The sequence below is a fragment of the Paraburkholderia sp. GAS206C genome (assembly GCF_050435645.1).
Classification (GTDB): domain Bacteria; phylum Pseudomonadota; class Gammaproteobacteria; order Burkholderiales; family Burkholderiaceae; genus Paraburkholderia; species Paraburkholderia phenazinium_B.
This window is the reverse complement of record NZ_JBNDKR010000008.1, coordinates 95379-116595: the sequence shown is the minus strand read 5'-3', so window position 1 is coordinate 116595 and position 21217 is coordinate 95379. Positions and strand designations below refer to the sequence as shown.

Here is a 21217-nt window from a genome sequence, read left to right as displayed (position 1 = left end):
GGCGGCAACGGAAATCAGAACGCTCATGAACACCGACAGGTCCATTGCAAGTCAGATAGTCGAGCTGATCCAGACGGAAGGCCTCGAAACAGGCAGCCATTTGCCTGCGCAGATGCTCGCCGACCGCCTGCGTGTGTCACGTTCGCCAGTGAACGAGGCCTTGGCGCTGCTGCATGAGAAAGGGATCGTCAGACGCGAGCGCAATCGCGGGTTTTTCGTCGCGCAAGCGGTTACCGGGTCGCTCGCGGACGTTGTTGGCCAGTTGGGATTGTCCGAGTCCGATGTGGTGACGAGCACGTACTTCCGTATCGCCGATGACCGCCTCAAAGGTTTGCTACCCGATGACTTCACGGAACTGTTGATCAAGAACCGTTACGAGCTGACCAACGCACGACTCAACGCGGTGCTGGGCCGGATCGCACGGGAAGGGTGGGCCGAACGCAAACCCGGCTACGGCTGGCAATTTTCGAGCATGCTGACCACGCCGGACAGCCTGCTGCAATCTTATCGCTTGCGCATCGCACTGGAGCCTGCCGCGTTGCTCGAACCAGGCTACTGGCTGGATCCGAAAATCATCGAACGCTGCCGCGTTGCGGAACACCATTTGTTGGCTGGCGGAATCGAGACCGACACCGCCGACCAGATTCACGATCGTGGCGTGCGCTTCCACGAGTCGCTCGTGGAAGCGTCAGGCAACTCGTTCTTCATCGACACGATCAGGCGCGTCAATCGTGTGCGCCGTCTTCTCTCTTACCGCTCGACGCAGAACCGCGCCCGATATGTCGAGCATTGCAAGCAGCATCTTCACATCCTCGCGTTGCTGGAGCAGGAGCGAAACGACGAGGCGTCGGAGGCATTGCGGGAGCATCTTCGTCATACGCTCGAGGCGTTGTCCAGAATCAGCAGCGTTCTTGAGCCATAAGCGAGACGTTCGGTGTACACATCTATCAATTGATCGTGCCTTTCCTGGTCCCCACCTTGTAAAGCCGCCCCGGACATCGCGGACCGGCCTTAGCTAGACCTCACCCGCGCGCGATCAGCGGTACGCCGGCTTCGGCCGCCACCTTGTCGAGTCCCGCGACGGTATCCGCAGGCAACACGATGCCTTCCTTGCTCTGCTGTTCGTGAGCGCGTGCCTCCTTCTCGCCGGGATAGAACACCTCATCGACACCTTCGGCAAGCGGCACCGATTTCAGCATTTCAATGTAGCGCTCCATGCGCGCATTGAATTCCTCGAGCGGCTGGAACGCAGCCACATTGAGCGCGATCATCAGATGCCCGGCGCGGCTGCGATTGACCGGATCGTAGGGGCCGTGCACTTCGTCCAGGAAGCCGCTGCCCGACAGCACACCCGACAGCACATCGACGATGGTGCCGATCGCATAGCCCTTATGGCCCGCCATCGGCAGGATAAAGCCCTTGAGCGCCTCTTCCGGATCCGTGGTCGGACGGCCCCTGGAGTCGATAGCCCAGCCGAGCGGAATCTCTTCGTGACGGGTTTGCGCGAGAAAGATCTTGCCGCGCGCGACGCCCGAGTTGGCGACATCCATGATCAGCGGCGCGTGACGGCCGGCCGGCACGGCCACCGACCACGGGTTGGTGCCGATCATCTTTTTCAGGCCACCCCAGGGCGCCATGTTCGGGCCGCCGTTGGTCGTGGCGAGCATGATGCAACCCTGTTCGGCGGCCATGCGAGTGAAGTACATGCAGGTACCGAAGTGGTTCGAGTTGCGCACCGACACCGCGCCAATACCGTGCGCTTTGGCACGCCTGATTGCGTCTAGCGCCGCGTGTTTCGCGACCACCGGTCCGATGCTGTCGCCGCCATCCATCACGGCGATCGCACCGGCGTCTACCGGGAAGCTCAGGTTGGTCTGCGAGCGCATCGCGCCCGAGCGCAGGCGTGCGTAGTACCAGCCGAGACGCAGCACGCCATGCGACTGGTGGCCCCAGAGGTCGGCCTGGACCATCGCATCGGCGGCGACGTAGGCGTCTTCGTCGGTGGCGCCGGTGGTTTCGTAGACGGCGCAGACGAAGTCCCGCAATGTATCGGGATCGACGCGCTGGAACTCGTGGGTGTCGGTGATGCTCACTTGACAAATCTCCTTTGGTCAAACTTCATGGCGCGGGTGGGTGGCCGACCAGGCAAGTCTTGGCGCAAACTTTCGTCTCGGCAACCTGGCAATTAGTTGGTAGCTCGTGAAATTTTATCTCCATCGGGGGACCAACATCCTTGCCCTCAATGCAGAAGCCGAAGCTGTGCCCGCTCGCGCACAGCTTCGGCTTCTCGTACATGGTTCACACGTCCATCCTGCCGAAGTCCCAATCATTTCTTCTTCGGCACCATGGCCTCAGCGGTATTTCCCAGTACACGCATGGGCACATAATCGGCACTGTGCTCGCTGCAGGCAACCGCATAGAGGGCCCGAAAGACGTCGTCATTCGATACGTCGTAGTCCAAAGTTGCAGCTTCGATCATCAGCCGTTCCAGTAGGGAAACGATTGCACTCCGTTGCTGTTGGCGTGCCCCTAAAACGCCCAGGTCGATTTTCGCCGTAGTCAATCTTGTGTTGATCGAGGCAAGATCGATTACAAAATTCGCCGGTGCACCTCCATGCAGATCAGCGATCCTCTTTGCCTCGGCCACCATATGCCGAAGTTCCGGTTGTGACTGAGGCACTGCCATCAAAAGTTTGTGTTCCATAAAATCCTCACTGGTTGGTTGATACGGGGGGAGTGATACAAGCCGTAGTGCCATTCACGGCGTCTTGCCGCGCGGCGCCTTGGCTTCCGGTTGCGCCGAGCCGCCGGGGGCATCGCCCACACTCGTGCGCAACCACTGAACCCACGCCGGGAGTACTCCGCTACCGGTTCTCGCGAGATCGGTAACGTAGTCTTTCAGCGCGTTCTGCAGAGCACTGCCCATTTCCACCGTGGCAAGACTGATATCGTTCGCGTCGCGTGCCGAGCTCGCGGCCTGCATGTATGAGGCCATGCTTTCGATAAAGGCCGCGATGCACCGGCTATTGGCCTGTCCTGTACGCCCCACGATATCGGCGTCGATTCCATGCAGACTGCGCAACGACTGTGCTGTGCGCGCGAGATCGAGCTTGTCGCGCAGCCCATGCCAGAGATCTTCGGCCTTTGCATCGCGTTCATCCGAGAGTTGCGAGAACGTCTTCAGCGAATGACTGGCAAGCGTTCGCCACTGTGCGGGGTCACTGCTCGTAGGCCAGGACCTGGACGCTTCGGCAAAGAGCGCGTAGGTTTGGGCCAGCAGGTCTAATTGCATGCGGTTCGTGTTGCTCCAGGGTGCAAACAGGGCGGAATACATAAGGGCTCCTTTGTTTTCAGTAAGTGTTATTGACGCGGCGCGCCGAGGTGTTGAACCATTCGCATGACCGCCGCGATCTGCGGCGCCTCGCGTGAATAGAAGTCGGGCTTACGCGTGCTTTCGCCGGTGTATCCCCAGAAGTCCCAGCACCCCTGTGGATTGCGCGAAGACGTATCGACTTGCGGATACAGCACGATGATGTGGTTCGTATCCGCCATCTCGTTGTAGCCCGTGCCACGCACGTACCGGTCACCAATGGCTTGCGCGTCCTGCAGGCAGCCGTGGAAGACGACATGGACCCGGCATGTGTCCGTATCGCAAGCTGAAGGTATGTACACGTAGCCGGTCTGGCTAAGCGTTGCACGATGGCCAGGATCGAAATCCGCCTGATCGAACGGAAGCAGACGGCCGGTGGCCCCTGCGGATGGCGGATTCAGGTTCCCGTAGATCCAGCGCAGGATCTGATGCGATTGTTCGAAACCGCAATTGTTGATGTACGGACCGGCAGAGACGCCGCAATTCGCGTCCGTGCTCCTGTCTGTAATGAACGCGTGCCCGGCGGGAATGTCATGCTGATACTGGATATTTTCTGGCGGAACCTGCGCCAGCGCGAAGAACGCCGCGGTTTGATCGACGACGCGGCGATCCACGGTCTTGTCCATGGATCCGCTAAAGACGTAGATGCGCTGACGCGCGAGCCCGTGCGGATCGTCGATGAGGCCATCGCGGGCAAACGTTCGCGCGGCTTGCAACGCGTCGCTCGCCTGCGGACCGGAATCGCCAAGCGGCTCCATACATTGCGTCTGTGCCGCGAGAAAGGGGGAGGTCGGCGCAAAGAGCCCCGCACAATAGTACGGGCCTCCTGCGACGATGCCTGCACCGACGATTTCGTTCGAAAATGCCACATCGAACTGGACGGCCATGAATGCGCCCGATGAAAGTCCGGACACCGAGGTCTGGGTAAGATCCGCTCCGTAGCTGGGCAGCGGCGCAGTCGAATCTGCGGCATACCCAATTGACGCTAGCGGTATGAGGGCGGCACATAGCCACGCCAGACGCGAGGCGGATCGTGGTAAAAGGCGTTTCATCGCTACTCCTTGTAGTTTCTGGTAGTGGTGGCTTGTCAGTACGGCGTTTCAAGCCGGTTGGGTGTGGCCGTCACACTCGAGCGGTATGCCGTGCGTGACGTCGAGCTCTCGGGTAGATACGCCCCGTAGCGCGTTTTGCTGCAGGATCAATTTGCCCGCCACCACCTCCGAGGGCGCAACGCCGCGCAGTCTGGCGTAGTCCAGCGTTGCGTCTTCCGTGAAGCGGTGCTTCTCATCCGGATAGGGATGGCTCTCCGGAAGCCGCCTGAAATAGGTGATGCGGCTCAGGTCTCCGCTCGACATCGTCTGCACCAGATAGCAAGTCATCCCGCCCCCCGTTTCGTTGAGTGGTTGCCGCGCTCGAAACGTCGATTGACCGGAGCGGACCTCCCGACTGCGAAGGCCCAACCGGTTGTGAATCATTCTGCGCAACTGGACCTAACCGGCGCCATACGGCAAATGCGGTAGTCGTTCATGTTTGAGAGCGCTGATGTCGCGGTTCGGGATTTCATTCCAGCGGACCCGCAAGATCGATCCAGTGCGATGTGGCTGCCTTGAAGACAAGCTCGCAGACGTTATGCGTGCCGGTCTTCCGGAGCAGATTGGTGCGGTGTTTGCGGGCGGTTTGATCGCTAATGTCGAGAGACCTTGCGACCTCTTTGTCGCTTAAGCCCCTGGCCAGTTGCTGCAAAACGTCCCGTTCACGCGGTGAGCAGGGGGAGGGAATAGGGATTATTAAGTTTTTTTAAGCAAATCAGGTTGATCTGATAAATATTGCGCGACCAGATGAACAGATTTGGTTACTGAAAATTTCAGAAGCAGATTTTCGCGGTGTTTGCGTGCAGTAGAAACGGCGAATGCTAGTTGCATAGCAATCTGCCGATCAGTGAATCCCTGTGCAATAAGCGCGAGCACGTCCTTTTCCCGAAGGGTAAGTCCCATGGAGGTCTCCTGGCGACCCGGAATTTCAGTTCCGGTGCAGGAGTGGCAGCCGCATGTTTACCGCGTCGGGAATGCCCCCGTAACAACGCGTTTTATCGGACCCACAAGCGGAAACTGGATATGCCGGGTAAGGCTTTTCAGATCACAGCGTGTAAATTCGATTGCTTTGCTATTCGAGGCTGCAGCCGTTCGTTGCCGGTTCGGACGTAGGCGAACGGGGAATCCCAGTACAGGCGCCGGAGGCCGGCGCTCTGCGTATAGATCTATATTCATATGATATGACGAATACGTGAACGTCTATTGTCTTTTTTGACGGTTCAATTCCATGCAGTTTTGCAAAATTACAAAGCGAAAAATTAAAGTAATGAAAATGAAATTTAAGTAAAAAAGACAGTGAATTTGCCAGTCCATCCGTTTTCCTGCCTTATCCATCCCATACCGCATTTGCCGAATGGTTGTGTCAGAAGTGCCATCGCAGAATGGCCTGACCGGTGCACGCAAGGCTTCGCGAATTCGATCCTCGAGACGCGGGCCGATTTAAAAAGGCCCGGTATGAGAGCGCTGAAGGAGACATGCATCGGCTCCGCCGCGCATTGGGAATATGGATAACCAAGGATATGAAATGAGCTATCAACCTGCGTTTCACGCTTATGGAAATGTGCTGCCGCTTTCAGTGCATCCGCAATGGCTTCTGCATCCGCAAAGCGGACTGCCCGACGCGTTGGCGGCGGCAGCGCCTGACGCCCTGCACGCTGTCGGCACTCACTTCGGCTATCCCACCACGGGACTCGTGGCGGGGCATGCGCTTGCTGGCGCCGTACGCCACATTCCGTTTCCGCAGCCGCCTGCACATCCGGGCCCGATCGGCGCGGTCGTTCATACCGTGGCGCCTCCCGTTTTCTCGACGATCGGCGCTGCAGTGGGCTATCCGAACGCGGGTCAGCATCTCGGCAACATCGTCAGTGAGGCTGCGCGGTATTCGCCTTTCTCAGCGCAACCGCAAATCGTGCTGGCGCCGCAAGGCATTCTTGGAAGTCTGATCGGCACGCTTGCACCGACGGTTGGCCATCTGGTGGGTGGACTCGTCGGTCACCCCAATGCGGGTCAGCAGATCGGCTCGGTCGCGGGGAATGTGGCCAGTCTGTTGCCGTTCTCTGCCCAACCGCAGGTGACGCTCGCTCCGCAAGGGATTCTCGGCAGTCTGATCGGTACGCTTGCGCCGACTGTCGGTCAGGTGGTAGGTGGCCTCGTCGGTCATCCGAACGCCGGTCAGCAGATCGGCTCGGTCGCGGGGCATGTGGCCAGCCTGCTGCCGTTCTCTGCCCAGCCGCAAGTGACGCTCGCTCCGCAAGGCGTATTCGGTGACCTGATCGGCGCATTGGCGCCCACGGTCGGGAACGTCGTGGGTGGCCTCGTCGGTCATCCGAACGCCGGTCAGCAGATCGGCACGGTCGCGGGACATATCGGCAGTCTGTTGCCGTTCTCGGCGCAACCGATGGTCATTTACCACTGATCGCGGCGTCCCGGATCCGGTGCGCGCAGTCAAAGGCCACCGGGTCCGGTTAGGACGGGACAAGACGTCGGTAGCGGCTCTCGTTTTCAAAAGGCGATTCGATTACCAGGATCATTCCTCTATTAACTTAGGCATGCAAATTATTCTGAGGTGTCGCCTTCGGCGCGGCGCCTGAATGGAGAGACACCCATGGAACAGGACAAACACTCTGGTGCGCCCAGCGCAGAGCCAGTCACGGTGGAAAACAACAAGCGTCAATACCTGATTGGATCGCGCCGCGGCGTGCTTGCTCAGCAAGCGTCAGTCCAGCCGATGTCGGCCACGGAATTGCACAGTGCGGTGACGAATCTGCCAGGCGTGGAGATTGTGCATGTGGCCACCGGTCATAAGAATTCGCACCAGAATTCGGTCCGCGCCGACGAAGCTACGCACACCTACGTGGTCAAACTCGACGCGAATCACGCGCAGGCGCTGCAGAACGTTGCGCCGCCGCACATGATCGTCGAGGAAGATCACCCGCTGGGATATGGGAGAAAGCCGGAGAGCGAAAGCACTGAGTTGCTGCATCCGCAATCCGCCTTCGACGGTCCCTTGACGCGCCAGGTGGTGATCCGCGTGATCGCGGAAGAGGGGCGGCCCGTTGCAGGCGTGGCCATTGCGCTGACGGGTGACGGAAATCCGGCGAGCGGCACGACCGACGCGAGCGGAGAAGTCGCGTTGGCATTTGTCCAGTCGCAGCCAGGGCCGGCACGCTCGCTGTTTGTGCGGCCGTTGAACCGCTACTGGAACAAATACATGCTGACGCCGACCTTGTCGTCGGAGCAGGTCAACGTGATCCAGGTCGTACCGTTATCACAGCCGAATCCCCAGGTGCCGCCGGCTGCATCCCTCGGATGGGGACAACGGTTGATGGGACTCGAAGACAACGGCCGCGAGCCGCGTGGACTTGGCGTTCGCGTGGCGATCGTCGACTCTGGCGCGGATGCCAGCCATCCGTTGCTCAGCCACATCCGCGAAGGCGTGGATTTCACCAATAGCGACGACGTCCAGACTTGGAAGCGCGACACGATCGGTCACGGTTCCCATTGCGCGGGTGTGATCGGCGCGAAGGCCAGTGCGGAGGCAGACAAACAACGGCTATCGATGCGTGGCTTTGTACCCGACGCCGAGATTCACGCCTTGAAGATTTTCCCGGGCGGCCAGTTCAGCACCCTGCTCAAGGCACTGGACTACTGCATCGACCATGACATCGATGTCGTGAATCTCAGCCTCGGCGCACCGCAGACCTCCGAGGTCGTCGAACACAAGCTGATCGAGGCGGCCCAGAGCGGCGTCGCCTGCATCGTTGCTGCGGGCAATTCCGGCGGCCCGGTGCAATACCCGGCGGCCTCGCCTTATGTGCTTGCCGTGTCTGCCCTGGGACTGCAAAGCGAATTGCCACCCACGGTCTGGGAGCAGACGCAGATCCTCAAACAGGCGCTCACGCGCGAAGGGCTGTTTGCGCCGACGTTCTCGTGTTTCGGCCCGCAAGTGGCCGTATGCGGACCTGGAGTCGGCATCGTATCGACAGTCCCCGGCGCGACCTTCATGCCCGATTCGGGCACGTCGATGGCGGCGCCGCATATCGCCGGGCTCGCTGCAATGCTGCTAGCCGATCCGCAGCTTTCGCAGTATCTGGGGCCGCGCGGACTGAACCGGGTGGCGTGCCTGTTCCGGCTGATCCGCATGATCAGCTCGCCGATCCTGGCGAGCGATCCTGAGAACCGTTTTGGCGCCGGATTACCCCGGTTGCAGAACCTGACCCGTCTGTTCACTCGCGGCATGTAGTTCGAGGGAACCGCATTTTTGCAGCCGGGAGGGAGAGGCGTCATGACACGGTTCTCCCTCCCGGACGGCAGGCACACAAGATAAAAGGAGAGGGCATATGCGTACGTTGGAACTGGGGCCGACGCCTTTACCCCGCGCGTTAAGCGGGCGGTCGAGTGCCACCTTGGCGCCGGCCGTGACCGGGGAGCGCGCCAAATCGCTGGTGGGCCAGCTTCAGCTGGAGTGCGAAGCAATGGCACGCCACGCATTGCAGCACGGCCTCGCCGTGCCGGCAGAACTGATTGCGCAGCTTTCCGCGCTCATCGATTCGGCCGATGGAGCAGATGTGGATGCCACCATGGCCGCGGCCCCACGCCGCTCGCCGGAGACCCCTGGCGCCCGTGCCCGCGAGCTTGCGGCAATGCATCGCAAACTGGCTCACGCCGTAGCGCCCGCGACGCCTCAGGGCATCACGTTGCTGGACACGGAACGTCGCCGCGGCCAGCGCTTCGCATGGTTGGGCCCTGTTCCATTGATCCGCGTGCTGACCGTGGCATCGGTGTTGTTTCTGCTGGCGGTGGTCGTTACCGGACTGCCGGCGGAAGTGTCGTCTGCGAACATGCAACGCGGCTTTCTCGCCTCGTCGGGCTCGACACTGCTGTGGAATACGCTGTTTCTGCTCTTCTGCGCGGGGCTGGGTGCATCGTTCGCGACGCTCTTTCACGCCCACCGCTACGTGGCGAACTCGACCTACGATCCGAAATTCGACGCCTCCTACGGTGCGCGCCTGATCCTTGGCGTGATCGCGGGGCTAATCCTGGTGGAGATGCTGCCTGCGGATCTGTTCAGATCGGGCCCGATGAACAGCTTCGGAAAACCGTCGCTCGCGATGCTCGGTGGTTTCTCCGCGACTGCGGTGCACCGGCTTTTGCAACGTCTCGTCGATACTGTGGAGACGCTCGTGCGCGGCGATGGATCCACCCAGGTGAGCGCGACGCTTGATGCGCAGCGCGCCCACGCCGCCACCGAACGGATTCAGTCGCAAAGCGATCTCGCTGCGCGCTTGCTGGAGCTTCAGCAGGCACTTGATGCGGGCACCACGCCCGTGGAAATCAGGCAACGACTCGGCGATTTCACACGGGCGATGCTATCGCCCGAATCGGCGCCCTCCGCCAGCACCGCGGTCGATGGTGCCGCATCCGTCGGGCAGGAGTAGGATCATGCTGCTTCTCTACAACCTGCCCACCTTCTGCATGGCCGCGCTCGTCGTAGGCGCCACACTCGCGGCTGCGCTGCTGGGGTACGTCATATTCCGGCGTTGCGCACCAATTGAGCTCGATGCCGAGCAGCGGGCGATGACCATCTCGATGGTCTCCGTCATCACGACGATCAACTCGCTGCTGGTGGCATTCGCAGCAATCAGCGTATGGGATGCGTACAACGACGCGAATCGCACGGTGGCCGCCGAAGCCGCCTGTGCCGGCGAACTCGCGCGTGATCTGGCAGCGTTTAGCAGTCCAAACGCGGATGCGACCGGACGGGCGCTGCGCGGCTATCTGGAACGCGTCGTAGAAAATGAGTGGCCGTTGATGCAGCAACAGGCGAGATTCGACCCGGAGGCGGAGGCCCGCTTCGATGCGATGTTCGACTCGGCCAACCTTATCCAACCCACCGGTCCGCGGCAGACCACCTTGCTCGCTGAAGTGCTGGCACGTGCCAACGAGATGGTGAAGTATCGCGAGCAACGCATCGCCACACTCGATGTGGCGATGCCTGTCACGCTGTGGGCCGTGATGATCGTGGTTAGTCTGTTGTCCTTCCTGTTGCTGTACGCGCTGCCTGCGACGCGCTTCCACGTCGCACTCACATCGGCATGGGCTGTCACGCTTGGACTCGCGTTTTTCTTCGTGCTGGCAGTCGATCGCCCATTTGCCGGCGACGTCAGCGTGAGTTCGGCCCCTTTCCGGCAGACCATCGACGCGTTAATAGCGCGCGGCACGTGGCCAGCCGCTCCGATCCACTAACTGGATGCGACGCCTGATCCTGGCGTGGGGATAGTGAAATGACACTCGAAGAATTTCAAAAAGCCGCGGACCTTCCGGCGGCGCTGGCGACTCGTTGGCATACCTGTGTAAGCGCCGTGCTCGACGAATTCGACATCGCGAGCCGGGTTCGTCTCGTTGCCTTCATCGCGCAAACCGGGCACGAAACGCTTGGCTTCCAGTTGACACACGAGCTGTGGGGGCCAACACCGGCGCAAAAACTGTATGAACCGCCCTCGGAGAAAGCTCGTAGTCTGGGAAATCTTCGGGCAGGAGACGGATATCGTTACCGGGGACGCGGCCTGATCCAGATAACGGGCCGCGCGGACTACGTGTCATGTGGCGCGGCGCTCGGCGTGGATCTGACGGCCACGCCGGAATTACTGGAGCACGACGATTGGGCGGCACGTTCCGCCGCATGGTGGTGGAAGGAGCACGGCTGCAACGCGCTCGCCGATAGCGGAGACTTCGTGGCGCTTACGCGGCGGATCAACGGTGGCACCAACGGACTCGACGACCGGATCCGGCGCTGGGAAATAGCGAAGGCCGCTTTGGCAGTTTAAGTGGGGCGGTAGAGCGTCGGTCGCTGCAATACATCAGGGCACAACATCGCCCCGCAGAATGACAATTGAGTGGCGGGGGGATGGCATCTCTGCCAGAAAAGGCATTCATTGCTTCAGTAGGGTCTACATCGCCTCGATTCCACCGTAGAGTATTGATAACTCAATCCGCGGAAGGTGGGTCATGTTATCTATGCCGCATCGCAGGTCGAACACAGCCGGGCATGGGGTGCTGTCCATGCGGCCACTCCCTCGGGCGCTCCTTGTGAGCATGGTCTTTGCCGGTCTTGGTGTTGCTGGAGAAGCCGCAGCCCAGGTCCCGCCTACAGGTAATGCCTCACAGGGTAAAGTCTTCTTTCAGCAAAATTGCGCCATGTGCCACGCCGACTCCCTTGGGCCTGGCAACTTACCCGTCATGGGACAAGGCCCAAGCCTCGTAGGCGTTTTCGGCCGGCGCGCGGGCTCTGTCCCAAACTTCAGCTTCACCAATGCCTTGAGCGGGTCAGGTCTCACATGGGACTCAGCGACCCTGGAGCACTTCCTGCTCAATCCAGCGGCGGCAGTCCCTGGCACCACCATGCCTATATCGGTCGCCGATTCCAGCGATCGCAGCAACGTGATCGCCTACCTCTCCACCTTGAAGCAGCCGGCCCAGGTTTCGTCGACCGCGAACACCGGATCAGGCGCTTCGCCTGAAACCGACCCAGGCGACTGGCGTCACGCCGCTCCAGGTGTCGAGCATCACTTCACGGTGGCGGATTTGCCGGCACCCTACAAGACGACCTCGTCCGGCAACAGTCCGCGAGTGGTAGCGCAACCCGCCAATGCCTCGTTGTCCGTGCCAGCGGGGTTCAAGGTTCAGTTGTTTGCGACAGGCCTGTCCGATCCCCGCATCGTGCGCGTCGCACCCAATGGGGATATTTTTGTGGCGGAGACCGCCGAGAATCGCATCAGGGTATTGCGCGCCGCCGACGGAGCCCAGGCGCCGTCCGACAATCAGATCTTTGCGGATGGCCTGGACCAGCCCTTCGGGATTGCCTTTTATCCACCGGGGAATCATCCGCAATGGATCTACGTGGCGAACAACAACTCGGTTGTCCGTTTTCCGTATCGCAGTGGCGATCTCAAGGCGAGCGGTGCGGCGCAGGTGATCGTGCCACGTCTGACGGAGAGTCACGGCGGTCATAGCACGCGCGATGTGGCTTTTTCGCTGGATGGCAAGCGCATGTTCATCACGGTCGGGTCCGGGTCGAACGTTGCCGAAAGCATGAGCAGAAAGAGTCCGGAGGAGATAGCTCGTTGGGACGCCCAACACGGGCAGGGCGCAGGATGGGATGCTGAAACCAATCGTGCCGACATTCTCGTCACCGATCCCGAAGGTCATGAACCGCTCCACACCTTCGCGACGGGCATTCGCAACGGCGTGGGCATCGCGGTGGATCCGGATACGGGCGAGTTGTGGACTGCGACGAACGAGCGCGATGGCTTGGGCGACGATCTAGTGCCCGACTACGTCACCCGGGTAAAGGCAGGCGGATTCTACGGTTGGCCGTGGTACTACATGGGTAATCACGAAGATCCTCGACACGCGGGTGAGCGCCCCGATCTCGCCGGCAAGACGATCACCCCCGACGTCCTGCTGCAGTCGCATTCGGCTCCGTTGGAGATGTGCTTCTATACGGTGAAAACGGGCGCGGCAGCGTTCCCCGCCGAGTATCGCGGCGATGTTTTCGTGGCCTCTCACGGTTCTTGGAATCGCAGTTCGCGCACCGGCTATAAGGTGATGCGGGTGCGTCTCGAGCACGGCGTTCCAACCGGGACGTACGAGGACTTTCTCACCGGATTCGTGGTGAACAACCGCAGCGTATGGGGCAGACCTGTAGGTGTGGCGGTTGCCCACGACGGCGCTCTGCTCGTGACCGAAGACGGCAACGGCACCGTATGGCGCGTCTCGTATGCGGGCGCGCCGTGATGCGGAGCGGAAAGCGCCTCATCTGCTTTGACACCTGGAGATCGGCGCAGGCCGATGATATGACTCGCCGCGTCGCAAGCGAGCGCGTCATAAGTCATCGCCTTTGTATCGCAATGTATCTGCGCCCACGATAAATACAAAACCTTGCACTGGCGCCTCTCGCGGACACAAGCCAGATACGTCCGGGGCTTCTAATACTTCCACGCCAGACGTTCTGGCTTCGCAAAGCAGACGCCCCCGACGGGTGTCTGCGCGAACAACCCAATCTCCAGGTGCAAATCATGAAAGTCATCCAATCTCTTCTGGTCGCTGCTGTTGTCGCTCTGCCTGCGCTGTCGTTCGCCCAATCGTCGAATCAGCCGCTCACCCGCGCCGAAGTGCGTGCGCAACTCGTCGAACTGCAAAAGGTCGGCTACAACCCGGCCACCGATCAAACGCAATACCCGCAGAACATTCAGGCAGCCGAGGCACGCCTGAGCGCGCAAAACGGCGTTGCGGCATCGTCATATGGTTCGTCGGCGGCCGGCACGTCGGCTTCGGGTTCACACGCCGTTACCGCGGATGTGATCGGCCTCGGTTCGCTCTATACCAAGCCGTGAGCCTGGACGGCGGCATCGGACGTCAATTGCCTGAGGAAGCACAGAAGGCACTTACCGACGCCGTCATCGATATAGCCCATTTCTAGCCGGGCCAACGAGAACCAGGAAAATGCGAAGAATCCCGACTGCAGGTCTCGCCCTTGGTGCGGTGTTGCTACTAGCCGCAGTGGCGCACGACGCCGTGGCGGAGCCCGCGAAATCGGCCCCGTCACCGATTTATGGTGTCACGATTCCCGACGGTTACCGCCAGTGGCAAGCGATTGCCCCGGCCGAAGAAGCGGCACCGCTCGACGAATTGCGTCTGGTACTTGGTAACCCCGCCGCTATCAAGGCCATCGAGAGTTCGACGCTGCCTTATCCCGACGGAACCATCCTCGTGAAGCTCGCGTACAAGCGAAAGCAGTCTCCTGACATTGGATCGGCAACGATCCCCGGTACACCTACGACGGTTCAGGTGATGGTCAAGGATTCACGCCGATATGCGTCGACGGGTGGATGGGGTTTCGGTCGCTTCATCAACGGGCAACCGGTCGACGCAGCGCAACACCAGACGTGTTTTGCCTGTCACGCAGCTCGCGTGAAGGACCGCGATTACGTCTTCACGCGTTTTGCGCCGTAACGCTGCGATGACAATGCCTGCCGCGTATGAGCACGACTAACGCGCGTTTTCGAGCCGGGATGCGGTCCGAGTGCTGGTCACCGCTCGGGATTCGAAGACCGAAGTGGAAAGATGAATATCGCGGCAGCGAGGCCGAGTGCTCCACCAAGGAGCGTCTCCCAGGCGCGAGCGGCGAGCAAGGGGATCGAGTGCACCCCACTTGCCGCGAGCGTGACGATCAACGTGAAAGCGAACGCACCGCAGGCGACGTCGTAGCGTTCCGGCAAGGCCATCGCATAGATGATCATCGCGATGGCGGCTGCGGCCCAGATCAGCAACGGCGCGTGCTCTGCGACCGGCAGACAGGCGAGGCCTATCGGAACGCCAATCAGTGTGCCGATGATCCGTCGCCGCACCCGCTGTATCGTGCCGCTTGCCGAACCCGCGACGACGTACGTGGACGCGGTGATCGCCCAGGCGGACTCCTCGAGGCTAATCAGGCCGTTCAGCAGGCAGATGGTCAACGCGGCGATGGCCGCCTGCAATCCCATGAGGAATTCCGGCGAGCATCTCCCGGGCAACGGTTGCGGCCCGGCTGCGAGCACCGCAGGCGTGACCGGCCGCTCCGCGGGTCCACTGAGCATGCGCGGCACGACCGACGCCAGGGCGGCAATCAGCGCCGCAATTCCAACCGCCCACAGATCGGCGATCGTCAGATGGGTGCCGTACGCGAGCAATTCTCCAATGTAGATTTGCGAACCGATGCCCGCCCCCAGTACACCGAATCGTTTCAGATATCCGACCAGAAACGCGCCAGTCACGAGAACCAGTTCCGGTCCCGCCCGACCCGCGAGTTGCAATGGCCTGGATAACACCACGAACAGGACTGCGCCCAGCGCGGCGGCAAAACTCAACAGGACGAGGTCGCGGCTCGATTCGGCCCGCGTCGCTTTGCCCTCGGACACGCTAGCCCACAGAGCGAAGCTCCCGGCAAGGTAACCCAGCGAGACGCTGCTCGGCACACTATGGGCGATATCCTGCAACGTCCCGAGTGCCGCCGCGATGCCGTACGCCGTCACGAGCCGCAAGCCTTTGATGCGGCGGTGCGTGCCGGGATCGATCCGGTCTAGCCAGCCACCGATTGCCGCTACCGGACGCAGCGTGGCCTGCCGGCGTTGTGCGCCTTGATCAGGGGAGCGTTGCGGGTTGTCATTCATAGGGTTATCCGTCGTCTCCTCCGGGGAACATCAGCCCGCTGATCTGTTTGAGGCTCGGCGCAAAGTCTGCGGGACGCGGGATATGACTAGGATAATCCAGGCGACTCAGGTCAACCGATAAATATAAAGGCTAACAACGCGTATTAACGATCGGTCCGTCCACTGTCACGAAGCGCTGTTCAACTCATACTTCATGATGTTGCCGTGCCGTCCATGAATGTCGCGTTCGACGCTATATACGTCTCCCTCGATCGTCGCACTCTGGGCGAGCACCTGCTCGATTGCTGAACGGTCCTCGGCATCCAGCGTGACCGACATGACCTTCAGATGCTCCGGCAGATGATCGCCGCGGCGCACGCCCACGATCGCGCCCGCCACCTGCTCCTGATCGAGTACCCAGCGCGTCGCGATGGTCGCAATCGAGACGTTGTGTTTAGCCGCGATACGGTCCAGCGCTTGCAGCAGCGCCTGGAAAATATCCCAGCCGCCAAAATCGTCAATGATCAGTTTGTATTTGATGAGCGAGCGGTTTGCGATGTCTTGTCCCGGTTCCGTAGCACCGAGCCACCGTCCGGAAAGGAAGCCGCCCGCCACCGTGCCATAGCAGAACAGGTGAATGCCATGCTCGCGAGCGTAAGCGCCCAGCTGGCGCGCCGGACGCCGGTCCAGCAGGGAGTACTGCACCTGCATGCTCGTCAGTTCGATGCCCGACTCCACCAGCTCCATGGTGCGTTGGGTATCGAAGTTCGTCCCGCTTAGCCGGTCGATCTTGCCGGCTTGCTGCAGTTCACGCAGCCAGTGCGCGACTTCGAGGTAACGCGCCACGGAATAGTCCCACCAGTGAAACTGGACCAGATCGAGCCGTTCGACGCGCAAGCGCGATAGAGACCGGTCGATAGTTTGCTCGACGAGCCTGCGGTCGATCGTCTGCAGCAGAGACAGATCGGGTACGAACTTCGTATGGATCTTCAACTGGTCGAGGCTGTCGGCGCCACGCCGTTGCCGGTAGTCGTCGCGGAACTCGCCAATCATTTCTTCGACACCGGTGTAGATGTCTGCACAGTCGAATGCGGTAATGCCTGCGTCGTAATAGGCGCCCATGTCGGCAATCGCGGCGGCGCGGTCCACGCTGCCATGGTCACCGGCGAGTTGCCAACCCCCTTTGAGAATACGTGAGATCGAGTAGCCTGGCGCCAGCTCGATGCGCTGCATCTGTGTCATTCAGAGTCCTTATCAATCAGTTTGACCGCTGTCGTATCCACGTGACGGAACGTGCGTTTGCCGAGCCGCGAAATGCGAAAGCGCGACGGGCAATTGGGATCGGGACAGGCTACTTCGGCATCGGTCGACATCCAGTCATGCGGGTCGGTGGCGCGTTGCTTGGCCGGCAGCAGCGGCAGTAGTGCCGCAAGCGAATAAATGGAAAATGCTTGCCCCGGCGGCAGGTGCAGCATTTCCCCATGCAGTTCAAAGTAGTCGCCGATGCGCGCGCCGCAATAGAGTTTTGCCCCTTCAGGGGCAACGACTTCGACACGCAGATCGTAGAGTTCGAACGAGGGCAGACCTGCGCGCTCGTCAGGAGTGTGAGAGGTCATGGCTCAAGGGTTCGGTGGTGTGACCGAGAGAATGATTTCGGTGGGAGTGGTGGATCCGTTGCGATACCGGTGCGGCAGCCGTGAGTCGAACGAAATGCTTTCGCCGGCCGCCACCTGGTACTCGATGCCGTCGATCTGCGCGATGAGCTCGCCCGCGATGACGTAGACGCATTCCGAGGACGGATGGCCGCGCGGCTCATCCGCGGAGATTTCGCCTGGTTGCAGCACGGCGCGCAGCACTTCGAGCTGTCCGTTGCCGGCAGTCAGGCGCTCGTAGCCGACCCGACCCTTGGGGGCAATCAGCCTCGAGCGGTTACCCGGGCGGCTGATCCACACAGCGGGGGCAACTGTTTGAGCGAACAGCGAGGCGACCGATTCTCCAAATACCCCGGCCAGACGTCGCATCGTTTCGAGGCTTGGATCAGTCACCGACCGCTCGATCTGGCTGAGCAGGGTGGGTGAGACATCCGCGAGACTCGCCAGCTGACGCAGCGACATGCCGCGCGCGGTCCGCAATTCCTTGAGCCGTTCACCAATCAATTTGAGGCCTCACGTCGTGCAACTGAGTCGTACATTGGTGTGTAGTATAGATGCACAAAATTGGATCGTCAATTTGCTCGACGCCGTTGCGACCACCCTCACCCAAAATCTGGCTTCCCTATAAATTTGCCTTTAACAAGGGGTTTACCTGATCTGTTTAGACGAGAAATTGTTTTTGACTCACTTGAAATGTTGTGCACTGTGGATGCACACTTTGCCTGCGGTAGTGCAGTGTAACTTTACGTGGAGCATCGGTCATGGCACAAGGTCCCGGGACGGGCGGCTCGCCCCGTCATACGTATCGATGGTTATTGGCGGTTCCTTTCGTATGGCAGGCAGGGCTTGCGCCTGTCGTCAACGGGGTGATGTGGGCGCCATTCGGGTTGCCCTTTCCCATGCTGTGGCAACTGTCGGGAATCGTGCTAACGAGCGTGCTGATCGCGATTGTGTTCCGGCTCGATCGTGCCCATGGCGTCGAACTTGAGGAAGCAGCGTTCATTGCGGCGACGTCGGGTTCAGCGGGAGATCCACGATGAAGCTCGCCATCGTTGTGGTGATTCTGCTTGCCACGCTGACCGGTGCGGTGGGCTATGGCCGTCGCACCCGGAAAGGGCATACGTTGTCGGACTGGGCGGTGGGCGGCCGCAGTCTGGGCGCGATCATCTTCTGGTTCATGAACGCAGGGGAGGTGTACACGACATTTGCTGTGCTCGGCATCTCCGGCTATGCATGGGCGCTAGGCGCGCCTGCGTATCTTGCCTTCTGTTCGGTGTCGATGAGCTATGCCATTGGCTACTGGCTGATGCCGAAGATCTGGCGCGCCGGACGCACCCGGCAACTCGTTACCCAGGCCGACTTCTTCGCTGCCCGCTACGACGCTACCTGGCTCGGCGTCCTGACGGGCGTGATCGGCATCGCTTCGCTGATCGTCTATGTGCAAATCCAGTTGGTCAGCCTGGGACTGATCGTCCAGTTGACGCTGGATGACCTGATCTCCACCCAGACGGCCACGCTGATTGCCGGGCTGTTGATGATCACGTTCGTGTTCGTCGCGGGGATACGCTCCGCAGCATTCGCGGCCGGCGTCAAGGATGTGTTGATGATCGTGGTGGTCGTGCTGTTGAGCGCGACCGTAGCGGGTAAGGTCGGTGCCGCATCGATGCTGGATATCTTTCGGATGGCTGAGGTTCAGCATCCAGGTATTGGCAGATTCCCCGGCCTGGATCCTACGTCACCCACCACGGCGATCTGGTTGATGACATCGTCGATCAACATCGCGCTCGGCAACTGGGTCTTTCCTCATCTGTTCCAGATGTCGTACACAGCGCAAAGCGCTACCGCCATCCGCCGCAACGCGATCTGGCAACCGCTTTATTCGCTCGCCTACTTCTTCATTATTCTGCTTGGCTTCGCTGCGTTGCTGGCCGGCACGCATCCGCCTGGCAACAACCTTAACGCGGCCTTGCTGCAGTTCATCTCGCAGCGCTATTCCGCTCCCATCGTGGGCCTCGTGGCCGGCACCGGATTCCTGCTGGCACTCGCGCCTGGCGCGCTGCTTCTGCTAACCGCGGGATCGATCTTCAGCCGCAACGTGGTCGCGCCGATCCTGCCGGGTCTTAAGGACGCCACGTTCCTGGTGATTTCCCGCGGTGCGCTCACGGTATTTGCTGCGATTGCCGTGTGGTTGTCGATCAGCCAGAAAGGCTCGCTCGTCAAGATTCTGCTCGACGCGTATTCGGCAATCGGGATGCTTGCGCCCGGTGTCTTCCTTGGTTTCATTTGGAAGAGGACCACTGCGACAGGTGTACTTGCGGGTCTCCTGGCCGGCTTTATTGCGCTGCTTGCACCGTTTGCGGCGCACTACTGGGATGCCGTCGCCCCCCAATGCGAACCTGGTCTGATCGCGATGGCGATCAATGCAGCGACGGTTGTGCTCGTCAGTCTGGCCACGCCGTTGCCTGGGCGGCATGCGGTGTCGCTAGGCGTTGCGCTTGAGCGTGCTGCGAGCGAGCAATCAACCGTCTGAATAAGCCTCTTCGAACGACAGCCCCTTTACCTGGAGATCCTGATGAAAAAGAGCAGTATCTGTCTTGCCGTGCTGATGGCGCTACCGGCGCTGGCCTCGGCCCAGAGCAGCGTGACGCTGTACGGGCTGGTCGATTCGGGCCTGACGTTCGTCAACAATACCGGCAAGGGGCACGTCGTCGAGGCGGACACCTGCGGTCCGCCGAGTTGCAACCTCTGGGGGCTGAAGGGCAAGGAAGACCTGGGCGGCGGCACATCTGCGATCTTCACGCTCGAGAACGGCTTTAACATCCAGAACGGCAAACTCGGACAGGGCGGCACGGAATTCGGGCGGCAGGCTTTCGTGGGGCTCGCCAACGATCAATGGGGCACGGTGACGCTCGGGCGTCAGTACGATCCGCCGTCGTTGACGGTCGGCTACTTTCCGTCCAGCAATAATTTCGCCACCGGCTACGGGTCGCACTTCGGCGATCTCGACAACCTGAACCAGTCGATCCGCTTCAACAACGCCGTTAAGTACGTGAGCCCGACATGGGGTGGCTTGCATGTGGAAGGAATGTTCAGCCTGGGCGGCGTAGCAGGTAATTTCTCGACGAATCGCGTCTGGTCGTTGGCCGCCGCGTATAACCGCGGACCGTTCGCGGTTGCCGCGGGCTATCTGGACATTCAGAATCCTGCGACGAACGCGGGCGGTACCGGCGGCGTGTACGCATCCAATGGCAACTATGTGGGCTCATTGAACGATTACGTCGGATTGCAGGACGCCAGTTCGATGAAGGTGCTCACGATTGGCGGTTCGTACTCGATCGGCCAGGCAACGCTGGCATTGAACTACTCGCACACCGACCTGGAAAACAGCCAGTACTTCGTCATCAACGGATTTGCGGGTGCGGGAGGCGGCAACGACTTCAAGATGGATGCCTACGAAGCCAGCGCGACCTACAGAGTCACGCCTGCATTGCTGTTAGGCGCGGCCTACATCTACAACGCGGGGAAGGCCGACTACCAGAACCTGAAGCCGGACTTCCAGCAGGTGAACCTGGGTGTGACGTACGCGCTTTCGAAGCGCACCAGCCTCTATGCCATTGCGATTGTTCAGAAGGCGGGCGGCGATGGCATAGCTCCTGTGTTCGATGCCGATGGTGCAGTAGTAGGGCGTACAGCAATTGCTGAAATTCCTGGCGCCGGTTATGACTCCAGCACCTCCAGGCAACTGCTGATGTCGGTGGGGATGTACCACGCGTTTTAAGCTATGCAAGCAGCAAACCCATCAGGGGGTACCAAGCATTCACTCCTTGGTGGATTTCAGCTCCGGTTGTCTCGTCAGTCATGTCCAGGCGATCATTCCGTACTGCGACATATTTCCTGCCGTTCACCTGCCTGAGC

At 60.7% G+C, this 21217-nt stretch carries 23 protein-coding genes; 12 read left to right on the top strand and 11 right to left on the bottom strand.

All coding sequences use genetic code 11. The features are described 5' to 3' along the window. Positions 1-25: 25 nt before the first annotated feature. Positions 26-922, top strand: a complete 897-nt coding sequence (locus P3T20_RS22705; protein ID WP_074267843.1) for a GntR family transcriptional regulator — start codon at positions 26-28, stop codon at positions 920-922. Between the two features lie 100 nt (positions 923-1022). On the opposite strand, the gene P3T20_RS22700 is transcribed toward P3T20_RS22705, so the two are convergent. The 7 genes from P3T20_RS22700 to P3T20_RS22670 form a co-directional block, all read right to left on the bottom strand. Continuing rightward, positions 1023-2093 (bottom strand): Ldh family oxidoreductase, encoded by a 1071-nt coding sequence (locus tag P3T20_RS22700; protein WP_254368989.1) that lies wholly within the window; start codon positions 2091-2093, stop codon positions 1023-1025. Between the two features lie 233 nt (positions 2094-2326). After that, entirely contained in the window at positions 2327-2704 is a 378-nt protein-coding gene (locus P3T20_RS22695; protein WP_143787674.1) for a hypothetical protein, read from the bottom strand. A gap of 54 nt (positions 2705-2758) precedes the next feature. Then, complete coding sequence (locus P3T20_RS22690) at positions 2759-3334, bottom strand: hypothetical protein (RefSeq protein WP_074267845.1); 576 nt, start codon at positions 3332-3334, stop codon at positions 2759-2761. A gap of 26 nt (positions 3335-3360) precedes the next feature. After that, complete coding sequence (locus P3T20_RS22685; protein ID WP_429287886.1) at positions 3361-4422, bottom strand: extracellular catalytic domain type 2 short-chain-length polyhydroxyalkanoate depolymerase; 1062 nt, start codon at positions 4420-4422, stop codon at positions 3361-3363. 48 nt (positions 4423-4470) lie between these two features. Continuing rightward, complete coding sequence (locus P3T20_RS22680) at positions 4471-4749, bottom strand: hypothetical protein (RefSeq protein WP_429287885.1); 279 nt, start codon at positions 4747-4749, stop codon at positions 4471-4473. A gap of 181 nt (positions 4750-4930) precedes the next feature. Next, positions 4931-5149, bottom strand: coding sequence for a response regulator transcription factor (locus tag P3T20_RS22675; RefSeq protein ID WP_429288119.1), 219 nt, complete (start codon positions 5147-5149; stop codon positions 4931-4933). An 8-nt stretch (positions 5150-5157) separates the two neighbouring features. Continuing rightward, positions 5158-5364, bottom strand: a complete 207-nt coding sequence (locus P3T20_RS22670; RefSeq protein ID WP_074267849.1) for a response regulator transcription factor — start codon at positions 5362-5364, stop codon at positions 5158-5160. Positions 5365-5986: 622 nt separating this feature from the next. On the opposite strand from P3T20_RS22670, the gene P3T20_RS22665 reads away from it, so the two are divergent. From P3T20_RS22665 to P3T20_RS22630, 8 genes are all read left to right on the top strand, one after another. Beyond that, the gene (locus tag P3T20_RS22665) at positions 5987-6877 is read left to right on the top strand and encodes a hypothetical protein (RefSeq protein ID WP_429287884.1); all 891 of its coding nucleotides are present in this window, start codon (positions 5987-5989) and stop codon (positions 6875-6877) included. Between the two features lie 189 nt (positions 6878-7066). Further along, complete coding sequence (locus P3T20_RS22660; RefSeq protein ID WP_429287883.1) at positions 7067-8704, top strand: S8 family serine peptidase; 1638 nt, start codon at positions 7067-7069, stop codon at positions 8702-8704. 97 nt (positions 8705-8801) lie between these two features. Next, on the top strand, positions 8802-9899 hold the full coding sequence (locus tag P3T20_RS22655) for a hypothetical protein (RefSeq protein WP_429287882.1): 1098 nt from the start codon (positions 8802-8804) through the stop codon (positions 9897-9899). A gap of 4 nt (positions 9900-9903) precedes the next feature. Then, positions 9904-10707, top strand: coding sequence for a DUF4239 domain-containing protein (locus tag P3T20_RS22650; RefSeq protein ID WP_074267853.1), 804 nt, complete (start codon positions 9904-9906; stop codon positions 10705-10707). 38 nt (positions 10708-10745) lie between these two features. Continuing rightward, positions 10746-11288, top strand: a complete 543-nt coding sequence (locus P3T20_RS22645) for a glycoside hydrolase family 19 protein (RefSeq protein WP_429287881.1) — start codon at positions 10746-10748, stop codon at positions 11286-11288. Between the two features lie 235 nt (positions 11289-11523). Continuing rightward, positions 11524-13257 (top strand): PQQ-dependent sugar dehydrogenase, encoded by a 1734-nt coding sequence (locus P3T20_RS22640; RefSeq protein ID WP_429287880.1) that lies wholly within the window; start codon positions 11524-11526, stop codon positions 13255-13257. A gap of 281 nt (positions 13258-13538) precedes the next feature. Further along, a complete protein-coding gene (locus P3T20_RS22635; protein ID WP_074267857.1) occupies positions 13539-13856 on the top strand; it encodes a DUF4148 domain-containing protein in 318 nt (105 codons plus the stop codon). Between the two features lie 109 nt (positions 13857-13965). Next, the gene (locus P3T20_RS22630) at positions 13966-14475 is read left to right on the top strand and encodes a cytochrome P460 family protein (protein WP_074267858.1); all 510 of its coding nucleotides are present in this window, start codon (positions 13966-13968) and stop codon (positions 14473-14475) included. Positions 14476-14552: 77 nt separating this feature from the next. Here P3T20_RS22630 and P3T20_RS22625 read toward each other — a convergent pair whose 3' ends face one another. The 4 genes from P3T20_RS22625 to P3T20_RS22610 all read right to left on the bottom strand — a co-directional run bounded on the left by P3T20_RS22625 (position 14553) and on the right by P3T20_RS22610 (position 17806). After that, entirely contained in the window at positions 14553-15671 is a 1119-nt protein-coding gene (locus P3T20_RS22625; RefSeq protein ID WP_429287879.1) for an FUSC family protein, read from the bottom strand. Positions 15672-15836: 165 nt separating this feature from the next. Next, complete coding sequence (locus tag P3T20_RS22620) at positions 15837-16892, bottom strand: aldo/keto reductase (protein WP_429287878.1); 1056 nt, start codon at positions 16890-16892, stop codon at positions 15837-15839. After that, complete coding sequence (locus P3T20_RS22615) at positions 16889-17266, bottom strand: TIGR04076 family protein (RefSeq protein ID WP_429287877.1); 378 nt, start codon at positions 17264-17266, stop codon at positions 16889-16891. Before P3T20_RS22615 ends, P3T20_RS22620 begins: the two co-directional genes overlap by 4 nt. 3 nt (positions 17267-17269) lie before the next feature. After that, on the bottom strand, positions 17270-17806 hold the full coding sequence (locus P3T20_RS22610) for a cupin domain-containing protein (protein ID WP_074267861.1): 537 nt from the start codon (positions 17804-17806) through the stop codon (positions 17270-17272). A gap of 257 nt (positions 17807-18063) precedes the next feature. On the opposite strand from P3T20_RS22610, the gene P3T20_RS22605 reads away from it, so the two are divergent. From P3T20_RS22605 to P3T20_RS22595, 3 genes are read left to right on the top strand one after another with little or no spacing between them, the layout of a single operon-like run. Next, on the top strand, positions 18064-18342 hold the full coding sequence (locus P3T20_RS22605; protein WP_429287876.1) for a DUF3311 domain-containing protein: 279 nt from the start codon (positions 18064-18066) through the stop codon (positions 18340-18342). Further along, a complete protein-coding gene (locus tag P3T20_RS22600) occupies positions 18339-19832 on the top strand; it encodes a sodium:solute symporter family protein (protein ID WP_429287875.1) in 1494 nt (497 codons plus the stop codon). Before P3T20_RS22605 ends, P3T20_RS22600 begins: the two co-directional genes overlap by 4 nt. 42 nt (positions 19833-19874) lie before the next feature. Next, the gene (locus P3T20_RS22595) at positions 19875-21080 is read left to right on the top strand and encodes a porin (RefSeq protein ID WP_074267864.1); all 1206 of its coding nucleotides are present in this window, start codon (positions 19875-19877) and stop codon (positions 21078-21080) included. Positions 21081-21217 lie beyond the last annotated feature (137 nt).

Excerpts from the sequence above, each read along its gene's own strand:
- P3T20_RS22680 (WP_429287885.1), bottom strand. The coding sequence starts at position 4,749 with ATGACTTGCTATCTGGTGCAGACGATGTCGAGCGGAGACCTGAGCCGC.
- P3T20_RS22615 (WP_429287877.1), bottom strand. The coding sequence starts at position 17,266 with ATGACCTCTCACACTCCTGACGAGCGCGCAGGTCTGCCCTCGTTCGAA.
- P3T20_RS22595 (WP_074267864.1), top strand. The coding sequence starts at position 19,875 with ATGAAAAAGAGCAGTATCTGTCTTGCCGTGCTGATGGCGCTACCGGCG.
- P3T20_RS22690 (WP_074267845.1), bottom strand. The coding sequence starts at position 3,334 with ATGTATTCCGCCCTGTTTGCACCCTGGAGCAACACGAACCGCATGCAA.
- P3T20_RS22660 (WP_429287883.1), top strand. The coding sequence starts at position 7,067 with ATGGAACAGGACAAACACTCTGGTGCGCCCAGCGCAGAGCCAGTCACG.
- P3T20_RS22620 (WP_429287878.1), bottom strand. The coding sequence starts at position 16,892 with ATGACACAGATGCAGCGCATCGAGCTGGCGCCAGGCTACTCGATCTCA.
- P3T20_RS22670 (WP_074267849.1), bottom strand. The coding sequence starts at position 5,364 with ATGGGACTTACCCTTCGGGAAAAGGACGTGCTCGCGCTTATTGCACAG.
- P3T20_RS22600 (WP_429287875.1), top strand. The coding sequence starts at position 18,339 with ATGAAGCTCGCCATCGTTGTGGTGATTCTGCTTGCCACGCTGACCGGT.
- P3T20_RS22705 (WP_074267843.1), top strand. The coding sequence starts at position 26 with ATGAACACCGACAGGTCCATTGCAAGTCAGATAGTCGAGCTGATCCAG.
- P3T20_RS22635 (WP_074267857.1), top strand. The coding sequence starts at position 13,539 with ATGAAAGTCATCCAATCTCTTCTGGTCGCTGCTGTTGTCGCTCTGCCT.
- P3T20_RS22625 (WP_429287879.1), bottom strand. The coding sequence starts at position 15,671 with ATGAATGACAACCCGCAACGCTCCCCTGATCAAGGCGCACAACGCCGG.
- P3T20_RS22645 (WP_429287881.1), top strand. The coding sequence starts at position 10,746 with ATGACACTCGAAGAATTTCAAAAAGCCGCGGACCTTCCGGCGGCGCTG.
- P3T20_RS22650 (WP_074267853.1), top strand. The coding sequence starts at position 9,904 with ATGCTGCTTCTCTACAACCTGCCCACCTTCTGCATGGCCGCGCTCGTC.
- P3T20_RS22685 (WP_429287886.1), bottom strand. The coding sequence starts at position 4,422 with ATGAAACGCCTTTTACCACGATCCGCCTCGCGTCTGGCGTGGCTATGT.
- P3T20_RS22695 (WP_143787674.1), bottom strand. The coding sequence starts at position 2,704 with ATGGAACACAAACTTTTGATGGCAGTGCCTCAGTCACAACCGGAACTT.
- P3T20_RS22640 (WP_429287880.1), top strand. The coding sequence starts at position 11,524 with ATGCGGCCACTCCCTCGGGCGCTCCTTGTGAGCATGGTCTTTGCCGGT.
- P3T20_RS22605 (WP_429287876.1), top strand. The coding sequence starts at position 18,064 with ATGGCACAAGGTCCCGGGACGGGCGGCTCGCCCCGTCATACGTATCGA.
- P3T20_RS22665 (WP_429287884.1), top strand. The coding sequence starts at position 5,987 with ATGAGCTATCAACCTGCGTTTCACGCTTATGGAAATGTGCTGCCGCTT.
- P3T20_RS22655 (WP_429287882.1), top strand. The coding sequence starts at position 8,802 with ATGCGTACGTTGGAACTGGGGCCGACGCCTTTACCCCGCGCGTTAAGC.
- P3T20_RS22630 (WP_074267858.1), top strand. The coding sequence starts at position 13,966 with ATGCGAAGAATCCCGACTGCAGGTCTCGCCCTTGGTGCGGTGTTGCTA.